Origin of the sequence: Cyclobacterium xiamenense (assembly GCF_900109255.1) — a bacterium.
Taxonomy (GTDB): domain Bacteria; phylum Bacteroidota; class Bacteroidia; order Cytophagales; family Cyclobacteriaceae; genus Cyclobacterium; species Cyclobacterium xiamenense.
In genome coordinates this window covers 651410-664757 of the sequence record NZ_FNZH01000002.1, presented here as the reverse complement: position 1 = coordinate 664757, position 13348 = coordinate 651410, and the positions used below count along the sequence as shown (strand labels likewise).

The following is a 13348-nucleotide window of genomic DNA, read 5'->3' as shown; positions in this document are numbered from 1 at the left end:
TTTTTAGTTTTTGGTAATATAGACTTTAAGTTCGTCTTTTAATAATTTTCGCGCGATATGGATGCGGTTTTTAACCGTTCCAATGGGGATATCCAGCTTATCCGCTATTTCATGATACTTAAAGCCCTTGTAGTGCATCATGAAGGGTGTTTTGTATACCGAATCCAGTTTTTCTATCGCCCGGGTAATGTCCTTCATGGCAAATTCTCCGTAAGCGCCATTTTCAATAACAGTGGACCCTGAATTGATGAAATGCAAGTTGTCAGAGGTGTCGACAAAGGTACCACGTCTTACCATTCGTTGGTAATTGGTAATGAAGGTATTTTTCATGATGGTATACAACCAGGCCTTTAGGTTAGTTCCGTCGGTAAATTTATCTTTATTCGTAAACGCCTTGACCATGGTGTCCTGCAACAAGTCATTCGCATCGTCCATGTCTCGGGTGAGTTTCAAAGCAAACGGTTTTAAGGATTTGCTCAATTTGTTTAGTGAGTAGCTAAATTCAAGAGTTGTCATGTTTTTATCCTTTTGTTTAATCAAAGCTACCCATTGTTAAACACCAAACCAAATATTTTTGTATAATTTTTTTAAAAATCTTTTAAACAAAAAAAACATGTTGTGCCGCCCAACGACAAAAAACCCCTTTTAACTGCTTTAAAAGGGGTTTTTTGAGAACGAAATGAATGTCAAGATATATTTTTCTGTTTAATATTTATTATTTTTATTAAACAAACTATCCCCAGGCATCCCTCAAAAAGCGCAGCCAGTTGCCGTGCATGACCTGTTGAATGTCTTCCAAACTGTACCCGCGTTTTTGCAGCATGCCGGGAATCCGGCTGATATCCGCTATGGTTTCCAGGTCGTAGGGACTTTGCTCCCTACCGTAAGCACCATCTAAATCCGTCCCTATCCCAATATGGTCGGCATTTCCGGCCAGTTGACAGATATGATCCAGGTGATCGACCACTTTTTCCAGGTCACAATTCATCTCACGGGGCAACGACACACCTTTGGTCCAGCCGGGAACCATCATCCATGCATCCAACGCTCCTCCAATTACTGCCCCCCGGTCGATCAGTGCCTTAATTTGCTCGTCACTAAATTGCCGGTTGTGGTTGACTAGTGCCCGGCAGTTGTTATGGCTGGCCCAAACAGGCCCGTTAAAATGGTCCAGTGCCTCCCAAAAGCTTTCGTCGCAGAGATGGGTCGCATCCAAAATAATGGATAAACGCTCCATCTCGCGCAATAAATCCCTTCCTTTCGGTCCCAGGGGCCCGGATGCATCCGTCCCAGGGGCATACCTTCCCGGACCGTAATGCGCCGGACCCAACGCTCGTAGGCCTGCCTGGTAGGACTTTTCCAGGTAGCTTAGGTTGACAATGGAATCTGCCCCCTCCAGGGATAAGATATAGCCCACCGGTTTTTTCCCGGACTCGGTACCGTCCTGCCAGCGGGTGACGTGCTCTTCCAGCGAGGCCAAATTATTGATTTGAACCATTTCTCCCTTGTCCTCCATTGCCCGATACCAGGCCAATTGACCTTGGGTTTGTGCCCAGGCCTGCTCGGGACTGTGCCAGCCTGGCAATGGATTGCCGGGTGCCACGTACCGGGCTATCTGTGTGGCTACCACCAGGCCGATTTCTGCTTCCCTCAGCGCCGGTAATGAAACCGTTGCATTTCCCCGGTCCGGTTTATCATTCATGCCCATTGCCCGTTCCCGTTGATTGATCTGTTCCACGGTAAGCGTTAGATCCCGATTCCATTCCAGCGCATTCATGCTCAGGTCCAGGTGTGCATCGATAGTAAACATATAGTGTCGTTTCGTTAGATTCGTTTAAACTGGCTGTCAATAGGTTATTCTACGGTCACGCGAGAGGGTTTTCCATACGGTTACTTGTTCGCCATTTTCCACCACCACTGCTTCCTGATGCAGGGCCACTGTGGGGCATATATGGTAGGGCACTCCATACAGCACATCTCCAATCTGGTAAGAATGATCGGGTGCCACTTGCAATACCAAGTGCTCTTCGCTTTGACTGACGGGCGATACGTCCATTGCGTTCAGAAATCGAACCCGCTTGTCGATGGGGTTTTCGGAGGCGATGGCTTTGTGTCCCAGATCCACACAGACCAGATTTTCGGCCGGAAGGGAAATCACACGGCTTATCACCAGGGCAGCGTGAAGAAACTCCTGTTCGGGAAGCCCGGTTCCATATCCCTCGTCCCAGTAGATGAAGGTGCCGGGAGCACAAATCACGTTTTGCCTGGCCGCATGGATGGGAAAGGTCGTTGTTCCTCCAGCGATAATTTCCAGAGGAAGGTTATGGATTTTTTCCAGGGTTTCGCACATCTCAGCGATTGGAGCGAAGCCCTCTTCGCACTCCGCTGTCCGGATTTCAAATACCGGGTTCCGCAAATGCCCATCGTACAAATGAAAGCCTCTTACTGACAAACCGGATTTGCCGAGCAGTTTTTCCACCAGCTCCACGGCGGCCGAGCCCGGGGCAATTCCCGTACGATTGGTTCCCGCATTGAGATCCACGTACACGGAAAGTACCTGCCCGGCTTGCCTCGCTTTGGCATCCAATGCCTCGGCTGCGGTTTCGTGGTCTGTCAGGCAATGGAAGCGCACATCCGGATAGGCTTGGATTAGTGCAAACAGGCGGTCAATTTTTGGTCCTACGGGCTGATAGGCCAGCAGGATATCGGTAGCTCCGGCAAGTACCAGCATCTCCACCTCGGCAATTGTGGCAGCCTTGAACTTGCTGATTCCGGCATCCATCAATAGCTGACAAGCTTCTATGGACTTGTTTGTTTTTACGTGTGGGCGCAGGCGGTCCGGAGTCCCGACGACTGCAATCGCACGCTGTATGTTTTCCCAGGCTCGGTCTCGGTAGACCAACAGCGCTGGACTATCGACCGTTTCCGGATGCTGTAATTCATACCATGTATCTGACATACGATTACTGGTTAATCTCGAAGGTTGCTTCGATTTCCACGGAAATATTTCCTGGCAAGGAGCCAAAGCCCACCGCACTTCTAGAGCCTATGCCGTTTTCTTCACCCCAAATTTCTGCGAAAAGCTCCGAACACCCGTTGATTACATAGGGATGGAATTCAAAATCCAAACTGCAATTGACCATGCCCAGAACTTTGATCACCCGTTTGATCTTATTTATACTGCCAAGCTGGGACTGCAGGGTAGACAGCATGGTCAGCCCCACCTGTCTGGCGGCAGCCTTTCCCTGGTCCTTGTCCAGGTCTATCCCCACTTTACCCGTAATCAGCGTACCGTCTTCCAAGACTGGCCCGTGGCCCGACAAAAACAATAAATTTCCGGTAATAACAATTGGCCGGTATACACCTCCCGGAGGAGGCGCCGGAGGTAACACCAAACCCAATTCTTTTAATTTTCCTTCTGCAGACATGTTTTCCATTGTTTATTTTTCTTTACTTATACAAACACATCCAATACCAACACACCTACCAGACCGATTACGGCCACCGCCGTTTCCAGTAAGGTCCAGGATAAAAAGGTCTGTTTGATACTGAGATTAAAATATTCTTTCACCAACCAAAATCCTCCGTCGTTGACATGCGAGAAGATGAGGCTACCGGTTCCAATGGCCAGTACCATCAAGTTAGGATCTACCCCGCCCGCGGCCACAAGGGGAGCACTAATGCCCGCAGCCGTCAGAGCCGCAACGGTGGCCGAACCCACAGATATCCGTATCACAGCAGCAATTAGCCAGCCCAGAAGCAAGGGATTGACTGGCAATTGCTGCAGGGAGGCACCAATTTCGGCACTTACCCCACTATCCATCAAGACCTCCTTGTATGCACCCGCGCCGGCAATAATTAACAAAATCAACGCGATGTCCTTCACCGCAGTTCCGTAGCCTTCCATGATGGTTGCCATGCGTTGTCCCCTGCCAATGCCCAAACTGTACGTTGCCCAGATAAGTGACAGCAGCATGACCACATTTGGGTCGCTAAAAAAAGCAATCCAACCATAAGCCGGATGGTCTTCGGGAAAATTCAAACCCAACAAGGATAGGACAATCAGTAAAAAAACCGGCAACAAGGCCGTAAATAAACTATTCACCAACCCAGGCAATTGCTCTATTGGTTTTGGCTTTGCGCTAAAGACTGCCAAAGGTTTCACTTGAATGGTTCCGAAATAGGGCAATTTTCCAAGCAGAGGACCTGCCAAGATCACCGTCGGAACCGCCAAAATCAGTCCATATATGAGCGTGGTACCCATGTGCGCATCAAATTGAGCCACCAGGGCTACCGGCGCAGGATGGGGGGGCAATAAGCCGTGTGTAACGGAAAGCGCTGCCAGCATGGGAATGCCCACAACCATCACCGGAATCCTGTGCTGGTTGGAGACGGCAAAAACGAGCGGAATCAGTAAAACAAAACCTACATTAAAAAACAAGGGAATCCCCACAATAAACGCTGTCAAGGCGATGGACCATTGCAACCGGCGCTCTCCAAAACTTTCGGTAAGAAACAAGGCAATCCGCTGAGCCGCGCCGCTGTCTGCTACCACCTTTCCCAACATCGCACCCAACACAATCACAATCACCAAGGCACCCATGAGACTGCCAATTCCCCGCTGAATGGAACCGGAGATGGATGCCAAGGGAATGCCCAGGAACAGGCCAGCTGCAATGGATGTCAGGAGAAATGCAATAAATGGCTCTACCTTCATCCAGACAATCAGCCCTACCAAGAACAAAATGCTTACGCCAACAATCAAAAAGGTCATCATGGAATGGAAATGAATCCAAAAAATACAGCATATTCTGCTGAATGCCTATTCTGACCCCACAAACTTAAAAAAAAATCTGCCAGGTAAGGCCAAATTCCTTCCGCTGGCATCGCCTCTATTCCTGAACGTAAAGCAGCGTGCGCCCCGGGCAAAGGCTCACCACGGCAGAAGGCAATCAACCGGTTTTCCAACGATACACCCGTTCGCCGCAACCCAGTTGCCTGGATTCAATCAATAGTGAGGAGTCAATGGCTGCTCTTTTGCCACTTAAACGTAAATGTTTTGCCCCTCCCGGTAAGTTGGACCAGGTAATTTCCAATGGGCAGGTTCAACAGCCGATTTTCAACCAATGCCGGCTCAAAGTCGCCGGAAAAGAACTGGGAATCTATTCCAACCCCTTTGAGATTCCAGATGCTGAACGCATCAATTTCCTCGGAACTCCACGAGCCCAGCGTCAGGTGTACAGGGCCGGAAATATGGGGATTGGGAAAAAGTTTTGGACCATTGCCGGCGAAATGTGGATGTTCCACCCGGAGCACCGGGCTATAGCTCAGCTCTCCACTTTCCTCTTTTGCGATAATCTGGTAGTACCAAAAGGGTACGTCTGCCGGATACCGATCATCTTCGAACCTAACCTCTCCGGCCCCTTGGGCTGCCTCAAAACTGCCGATAGGTGAAAACTCCAGTATGTGTCCAGTTGAGCGGGTAACGGTGTAGGCGATGGAGGCTTCAGATCCCGTTTTCCAGGTCAAGCGAACCCTGTCTCCCTGAAGTTGGGCCGTTAATCCTTTCCAATCCAAGGGCAATACGCTTAATGGACTAATGCTTCCGACGGTGAACAAGCTGTTTTGGGCAGTCTGAAACGGAAAAGACCTTCTCGCCCAGAGCCATCCTTGCTGCTCTCCGGCCGTCACGTGTTGACCGATTGCTGCTTCCCCGTCACCTACCAGCCTCAAGTGCTGCAGGTCCTGCACCGAAAGGTCCTCGGCACTTACCCAAGCCACCACCTGTCCGGAATCACCTCCGGTCGTGCTTAACGAGAAAAAGCTATTCAAATGATACACCACCGCCTCTCCTTCATCCATAAAACCCGGATCGTAGGTAACCCCGGGATTTTCCAAATACCGTACTACCAGCCCTTGTCCAGGAGCTGACAAACTCCCTTCCAACAGAAAGTGTCTCGGAGCATCCAGCCATTGATCATAATAGGGAAAGCGTGCGTTACTGGCGGTAAGGGTTAGTGGCAAATTCTCGTAAGTGAATTCACCCAAGTTGAACCAATTTCCGCCCGAATAGGTGTAGGTTCCCGTGGGACCAAAATCCAACAGCAGGTCGTTTTGCTGAAAATCCAGGTTTCCGCTCACCTGTTCAAATCGATCTCGTAGGGTTAGGTCGTTGTTTATCCACACCGTGCCTGCCTCTTTGTCTACCAATAAGCCAGATAGAACCAGGGAGGGTACCTCCAATTCCTGATCAGCAGGCCCTATCAAGTCCAGATCGGTACCCGAGGCTACCACGGCGCCTCCGGAGAGAACGGTAAAATCACCCTTAACGGAGACCTGGGGTGGTAAGAGTTTCGTGGCTGCACCCTGCAAGTACAGGTGGGTATACACAAAATTCTCCTGGGAAGCTGGCAGGGAGGCTTGTAAAAACTGCTGGGACACATCATCCGAGGAATAGTAAACATTCCCATCCAGAATCAGGTTTACCGCATCTAAAACTGGTTCCTGGCCCAGCAATACCAGGTTGGCACCTTCTTCGAGAACGAACAAACTGGCAGGTTTGGATACCGTTCTTCGCAGGATTTGGTCAAATTCTTTGCTTGCCTCGGAAATCAGCGTGGCGCCGGATGCAATGCGGAGTTCGCCAAAATCCTCGGTACCAAAGACCGCCGTGGACGTAAAGGAAAACGTGGACGTGGCAGGGTCTCCATTGGTATTAACGGTTTGCCGGACGGTGCCGCTTTGTATCAAAAAATCACTGGCCTTAAATACCGCATTGACCACCAATATTTCGCCCGGGTCCGGGTTGAACACCACCGAAAACCTACTGCCCAGATTCTGCCCACTCCAGGAAGCCCTGTCAACGACCGTTCGTGAGGAACCCTTGAATACGATACGGCCTGTTTCCGGATAAATCCAGTCGTCTCCCAGCCATGCACTGCCATGCAGTAGGTAGTCGCCATTTCCATCAACAGTAAAACTATGCAGGCTCCCGTAAACATCGAGGTCGTAGTCCTGCAAATTCAATTTTTTTCCTGCATTCGCATCACCAAAAAGATAGACGTTTCCGATCTCCTGGTTTTGCGTCAGGCGTACTTCATGGCCTTGCAAGATAAATACGTCGTGGTTGCGATCCGGAGGCGTCGCGGCCGCGATCCAGGCGGTACCGTCAAAGACTTGCCATATTGCGGGATTGGCCCAGTCCCCCAGCGGGAGCAGGGTTCGGTAACTATTGGTTGTCAGCCCAATCTGCCCGGAGGCGATAAAAAACACCCCTGCCAGCAAGCAGATCGTACAGATTGCCCGCCTGTACCAAAACTTCCCGATGCAAATGTAAGGTTTCATGGAATAAAAAATATCCACAATAAAAATAAATGATTACTAAAACTAACACTATTTCAGTAAAAACCAAAGAATATACTACTTATTTTTTTATGGTAAATTCGTTTTTATGGATACAAGCGGTTCCGGCTCCCTCGCGGATAGTCGGGAATGATTTGGCAAAAGAATAGCCGGATAACTGAATTAATCCCGTAAATTTGTCGTAGACAACCAGGTAACTGTTCCAACATTCGCCATTTCCATGAAAGGTTCTTCGTGTTTTACACTTCCTAAACCCGTTCTATTTTTCGGCCTCGCCCTGTTTTTCGGAGTAGTAGTGGCGGTCCCGGACAGTCCTGCGCAGCAGTACCAAATAAGCCTGCTGACCTGCGATCCCGGGGAGGAGCTGTATTCCACATTTGGCCATAGTGCCATTCGGGTACGGGAATTGGATTCTGGCCAGGACCTGGTTTTTAATTATGGCACCTTCGATTTCAACACCTCCTTTTTTTACCTGAAATTTATCCGCCGTACCCTGGATTACCAATTATCGGTAACCACCACGGAAAATTTTTTATACGAGTACAATTATTTCAAACGCAGCGTGCGCGAACAGGAACTGGCCCTATCGGAAGCCCAGGCAAGGGCCGTGGTGGCGTTTCTACAAGAAAACTACCGCCCGGAAAATCGGAAATACCGGTATGACTTTTTCTTTGACAATTGCTCCACCCGAATTCGTGACCTGTTTGAAGCCGTGCTTGGCCCTTCCTTAACATGGAATCATCCCGGAACCGCTCCCTCGAAATCGTTCCGAAACATGATTGACGAATACGTGTATCCCTTGCCCTGGTCCGATCTGGGCATTGACCTGGCTTTGGGAGCCGTCATTGACCGGGCTGCCGACGAAGGCGAAAAAATGTTTTTACCGGATTATCTGGAAGCCGCTTTTAACCGGGCCACCATCATCGGAGACGGTCCGGAACGTGGGCTGGTAGGGGAAACCAAGACCCTATACGATTTTCCGGAGCGGGCAGCTTCCGGCTGGGATTTGTCCAGTCCCTACCTGGTATTTTGGATTCTGGCCGTCACCGTTGGGGGCATTACCTTTGTTGGTTTTAAGAAAAAACGACTGTACGCCGGCCTGGATGCAGGTATTTTCACGCTTTTGGGTTTGCTCGGACTGTTGTTGGTGTTTCTATGGTTTTTCACGGAACACTCCCAAACAAAGAACAATTGGAACCTGTTTTGGGCCTTTCCCCTGCATCTGGCACTGGCATGGCTCCTTGTCAAAAATCCACTCAGCTCAATGGTAAAAAAACTCCTGCTCGGAGCCATGATTCTGACCGATTTGGGACTGGTAGTGTGGATTCTGGGATTTCAGTCCTTTCATCCAAGCATATTGCCCTTGCTGCTGCTCGTTCTGCTTCGTACCAATTTCCTTTATTATAATCTCAACGCATTCAGTAATTTGGACAAAAGGAGGTAAGCGGGAAAACTATTCACTACCTGTCCGGCGTTGTATTGAAATAAATTAAAATTATATGGATTTTAATATAATTTCCGATTATCAACCTACCGGAGATCAACCAAATGCCATCAAAAACCTGGTCAGAGGGGTGAATGAAGGCGAGCCCGCGCAGGTACTTTTAGGTGTAACAGGTTCCGGAAAAACCTTTACAATTGCCAACGTCATACAGGCGGTCCAAAAACCGACCCTGGTGTTGAGCCATAACAAAACGCTGGCGGCGCAGCTTTACGGTGAATTCAAACAGTTTTTCCCAAACAACGCCGTAGAGTATTTCATTAGCTATTACGATTACTACCAACCCGAAGCTTTTATCCCTACCAGCGGCACCTATATAGAAAAGGACCTCTCCATCAACGAAGAGATCGAAAAATTACGGCTTTCTGCAACTTCAGCCCTTCTTTCGGGCAGAAGAGACGTAATCGTAGTGGCCTCTGTTTCCTGCATTTATGGCATCGGAAACCCCGAGGAGTTTGGCAAAAACGTGATCAAACTCCAGGAAGGAGACCGGATCCCCCGAAACCAATTTCTTTTCAAACTGGTGGAGGTACTTTACAGTCGTACTACCGGGGAGTTTACCCGGGGTACTTTTCGGGTAAAGGGGGATACGGTGGATATATTTGTAGCATACGGCGATTTTGCTTACCGCATATTCTTTTGGGGGGATGAAATCGAGGCCATACAGCGGGTAGACCCGGAAAGCGGGAAAAAACTCTCGGACGAAAAAATCATCACGATCTTCCCAGCAAATCTATTCGTAACAGGAAGAGATGTCATCGAGACGGCGATTCACGAAATACAGGACGACCTGGTTGCTCAGGTTGGGTTTTTTGAGCAAGACCGGAAACTCATGGAAGCAAAACGCCTGAAAGAGCGGACCGAATTTGACCTGGAAATGATCCGGGAGCTCGGGTATTGCTCGGGGGTAGAAAACTACTCCCGGTACTTTGACCGTCGTCAGCCCGGAACCCGACCCTTCTGTTTGTTGGATTATTTTCCGGATGATTTTTTGATGGTAATCGATGAGAGTCACGTCACGCTACCCCAGGTACGCGCCATGTGGGGAGGGGATCGCTCCAGAAAAATTAACCTGGTCGATTTTGGTTTTCGGCTGCCCTCCGCCCTGGACAACCGGCCTTTGAAATTCGATGAATTTGAATCCCTAACCAACCAGGTGATTTACGTTAGCGCCACCCCTGCCGATTACGAATTGACCAAATCCGAGGGAGTGGTGGTGGAACAAATCATCCGGCCCACCGGGCTTTTGGATCCGGAAATCGACGTTCGGCCCAGTGGAAACCAAATCGACGATCTGTTGGAAGAAATTGATCAAACGATTCGGAAGGGTTTTCGGGTTTTGGTAACCACGCTTACCAAACGAATGGCGGAGGAACTTGATAAATACCTGGCTAAAATCGGGGTGAAATCCCGGTACATCCACTCGGAGGTAAAACCGCTGGATCGGGTGGAAATACTTCGGGAGCTCCGTCTGGGTGTTTTTGACGTACTCGTGGGAGTAAACCTGTTGCGGGAAGGGTTGGATTTGCCGGAAGTTGCGCTGGTAGCCATTCTGGATGCGGACAAAGAAGGTTTTTTACGAAACGAACGGAGTCTGGTACAAACGATCGGGCGGGCAGCCAGGAATTCGGAAGGCCGGGTGATCATGTACGCAGATAAGGTCACAGAGAGCATGCAATCAGCCATGGACGAAACGAACCGAAGGCGGGCAAAGCAGAAAGAATACAACGAAGCCCATGGAATCACGCCGACCACGGTCATCAAATCCCGGGAGCGCATCATGGGCCAAACGAAGGTCGCCGATAGCAAGCGAAATGCGAAAGTCTATGTAGAAAACAATCCCGAAGACGTAGACGTGGCAGCGGATCCGGTTATTCAATATTTAAGCAGGGAAAAGCTGGAAAAACTCATCAAGCAAACCCAGAAACGAATGGAAGCCGCCGCAAAAGAACTCAATTTCATGGAGGCAGCACGCCTCCGAGACGAGTGGTTGGGATTGCAAAAGCGGCTGGAAACCCTAAACGGAGGAGCAGAATGAAAAAAATAGGTACAATACTGGTTTTCCTGCTCACGGTACACCTGGGTACGGGCACGTTGCAGGCCCAGCAGGCCGCGGGGAGCTTTTTGATCAGCGGTGGATTGGATTTAATTCGATCTGATTTGGATCAGGTCCTGGAGCGGGCCCAATTTGGTGCGGAAGTAAATTATTTTTACCTGCATCAATTGTCCTTTTCTGGCGGGTACGAATACAACCTCAACCAACCGAATCATATCACGGCAGGAATCCGCTGGTACCCACTTGAACCGGTCTTCCTTCGGGCCCGTGCCTTGGTGGGCAACCAAGCCGACCTGGGTATTGGCCTGGGGTATACCTATAACCTTACTTACCGGACCCGTCTGGAGACCATGGCGGACTATTACGTACAGGGAAGCGCATTGGGGGCTCGACTAGCCATTGCCGTACTAATAAATTAAAGGAGATGACACTTCGGGATATTGGGAAAATCGCACAAAAAGGAGAAGGTCTGCACGTAGAGTTTAAGAAAAAAGCAGCCCACCCGGAAAAAATCGTCAAAGAAATCGTGGCCCTGGCCAATACCGAAGGAGGCCATTTGCTGATTGGAGTGGATGACGACGGCACCCTAAGCGGGCAACGCTACATCGAGGAAGAAGTATACGCGATGGACAAGGCCATCGCCGAGTTGATTTCCCCCGCCATTCCGCTCAGAAAGCACGTGATCTCCCTCGGTCCAAAAAAAGGGCTGGCGGTATACGAAATCAAAAAAAGCAAAGCTGCCCCTCATTTTATTTGGGAAAACAAGCGAAAAAAAGCCTATGTGCGGGTGGCGGATAAAAGCATACAGGCCAGCCGGGAAATGTGGGAAATCATGAAACGAAAGCAACGACAGGAAGACATCGTTTTTAAATACGGTAAAAAAGAGGAACTTCTGATGAAGGCCCTCGCCTCACGCCCCCACATCACCCTAAAGGAATACATGGAACTGGCCAAAATCCCCATTTACATTGCCTCTCGGACACTGGTGAAGCTGGTATTGGCCAACGTAATCGAAGTAGTCCCCAGAGAATCGGAGGATCGTTTTGTTCCTAAATATCCCTTTCATTAGCCAGGGACTCGATCTCCTCGCGAATGAGATCAGGTTCGAATCCCCTGAATACGAGAAAACGGGTGACCTTCGCCTTTTTTTTATAAGCATCGGGCTCTCGGGTCAACTTCCATTTTCTATCTGCCAAAAAGCGCAGCGTTTCCTGGTAATCCGCTCCGTCAATGGCATCCAGCGCTTCCTGAATCAGCGAATTGGGTAATTCCCGCATTTTTAATTCCTGTCGTATGCGTACCTTGCCCCACTTTTTCAATCCAAACTTGCCCCTGACGAAACTATCCGCAAATCGCTGCTCGTTGAGGAAGTCCTGCTCCAGCAATTTGGAAATAATCGTGTCGGCGTCGGCAGGTACCAGCCCCCATTCCTCCAACCTGTTTCTCACTTCCATCTGGCAGCGCTCCTGATAGGCACAAAAAGAGGAAATTTTTTTTTGCGCTTGCGCAAACCCCACTTTCTTTTTTGTGCCGGAAACCGAATTTTCTTTTTCTGGAATTGACATTTTACGTAATTTTAGACTTTGGTTTATCAACGGGATAATCCTGACCAAATATATAAATCTTAACTAATATATCATGCGAAAAAAAATTGTAGCAGGTAACTGGAAAATGAATTGTCTGCTGGAGGAAGGGCAAAAACTTACTTCAGAGATTGTACATATGATCAAGGATGAACCAACCGCCGGGGTGACTGTCGTACTGAACCCGCCTTATGTGCACCTTCAGGCGGTCGGTAGATTGCTAGCTGGTGTGGATCAGCTGTTTCTGGGGGGACAAAATTGTTCGGACAAAGCCTCGGGAGCATATACCGGCGAAATCTCCGCAGCCATGCTGGCTTCTTTCGGTGCGAGCTATGTCATTATCGGTCACAGCGAACGCAGGGAATATTTCAACGAAACCAATGAGTTATTGACGGAAAAAACCAAACAAGCGTTGAGCAATGGACTGCACCCTATTTTCTGCTGCGGCGAACCCCTGGAAATTAGGGAATCCGGATCACACGAGGCCTATGTGAAAGACCAACTCACTGCCAGTCTTTTTGGCTTTACAGAAGAAGAACTCAAAAAAATTGTCATCGCTTACGAACCCATCTGGGCGATAGGTACGGGCAAGACGGCCTCCTCCGATCAGGCACAGGAAATGCACGCAGCGATTCGAAACCACCTTGCCGGAAAATACGGGGAAACGGTCGCCCATGAGATTTCCATTCTATACGGAGGAAGCTGCAAGCCCGACAATGCCAAAGAGATCTTCTCCAAGCCAGATGTGGATGGAGGATTGATTGGCGGTGCTTCGCTTAAATCCAGGGATTTCGTCGACATCGTGAAATCATTCTGATTCGCTAGCGACTGCATCCGGAACCCGGG

Annotated in this window: 12 protein-coding genes; 5 read left to right on the top strand and 7 right to left on the bottom strand. The window is 49.4% G+C overall.

Annotated features, from left to right (window positions below):
• Positions 1–3: 3 nt before the first annotated feature.
• From BMW71_RS07585 to BMW71_RS07555, 6 genes are all read right to left on the bottom strand, one after another.
• The gene (locus BMW71_RS07585; RefSeq protein WP_092172791.1) at positions 4–516 is read right to left on the bottom strand and encodes an RNA polymerase sigma factor; all 513 of its coding nucleotides are present in this window, start codon (positions 514–516) and stop codon (positions 4–6) included.
• 217 nt (positions 517–733) lie between these two features.
• Positions 734–1810, bottom strand: a complete 1077-nt coding sequence (locus tag BMW71_RS07580) for a dipeptidase (protein WP_092171647.1) — start codon at positions 1808–1810, stop codon at positions 734–736.
• A 36-nt stretch (positions 1811–1846) separates the two neighbouring features.
• A complete protein-coding gene (locus BMW71_RS07575) occupies positions 1847–2959 on the bottom strand; it encodes a D-TA family PLP-dependent enzyme (protein ID WP_092171644.1) in 1113 nt (370 codons plus the stop codon).
• A gap of 4 nt (positions 2960–2963) precedes the next feature.
• Positions 2964–3428, bottom strand: coding sequence for a RidA family protein (locus BMW71_RS07570; RefSeq protein ID WP_218145576.1), 465 nt, complete (start codon positions 3426–3428; stop codon positions 2964–2966).
• Between the two features lie 26 nt (positions 3429–3454).
• The gene (locus BMW71_RS07565) at positions 3455–4774 is read right to left on the bottom strand and encodes a gluconate:H+ symporter (protein WP_092171638.1); all 1320 of its coding nucleotides are present in this window, start codon (positions 4772–4774) and stop codon (positions 3455–3457) included.
• 248 nt (positions 4775–5022) lie between these two features.
• On the bottom strand, positions 5023–7344 hold the full coding sequence (locus BMW71_RS07555) for a T9SS type A sorting domain-containing protein (protein ID WP_092171633.1): 2322 nt from the start codon (positions 7342–7344) through the stop codon (positions 5023–5025).
• Positions 7345–7582: 238 nt separating this feature from the next.
• On the opposite strand from BMW71_RS07555, the gene BMW71_RS07550 reads away from it, so the two are divergent.
• The 4 genes from BMW71_RS07550 to BMW71_RS07535 are packed head-to-tail and all read left to right on the top strand — an operon-like array spanning position 7583 to position 11988.
• Positions 7583–8806, top strand: coding sequence for an Lnb N-terminal periplasmic domain-containing protein (locus BMW71_RS07550; RefSeq protein WP_092171631.1), 1224 nt, complete (start codon positions 7583–7585; stop codon positions 8804–8806).
• Positions 8807–8861: 55 nt separating this feature from the next.
• Complete coding sequence (gene uvrB, locus BMW71_RS07545) at positions 8862–10901, top strand: excinuclease ABC subunit UvrB (protein WP_092171628.1); 2040 nt, start codon at positions 8862–8864, stop codon at positions 10899–10901.
• Positions 10898–11338 (top strand): hypothetical protein, encoded by a 441-nt coding sequence (locus BMW71_RS07540; protein WP_092171625.1) that lies wholly within the window; start codon positions 10898–10900, stop codon positions 11336–11338. The genes uvrB and BMW71_RS07540 overlap by 4 nt, the downstream gene beginning before the upstream one ends.
• 5 nt (positions 11339–11343) lie before the next feature.
• Positions 11344–11988, top strand: a complete 645-nt coding sequence (locus BMW71_RS07535) for an AlbA family DNA-binding domain-containing protein (RefSeq protein WP_092171623.1) — start codon at positions 11344–11346, stop codon at positions 11986–11988.
• Here the strand turns inward: BMW71_RS07535 and BMW71_RS07530 are convergent.
• Positions 11969–12484 (bottom strand): regulatory protein RecX, encoded by a 516-nt coding sequence (locus tag BMW71_RS07530; protein ID WP_092171620.1) that lies wholly within the window; start codon positions 12482–12484, stop codon positions 11969–11971. The genes BMW71_RS07535 and BMW71_RS07530 overlap by 20 nt on opposite strands.
• A gap of 73 nt (positions 12485–12557) precedes the next feature.
• Between BMW71_RS07530 and tpiA the strand changes: the two genes are divergently transcribed.
• Positions 12558–13319, top strand: coding sequence for a triose-phosphate isomerase (gene tpiA / locus BMW71_RS07525; RefSeq protein ID WP_092171617.1), 762 nt, complete (start codon positions 12558–12560; stop codon positions 13317–13319).
• The last annotated feature ends 29 nt before the right edge of the window (positions 13320–13348 follow it).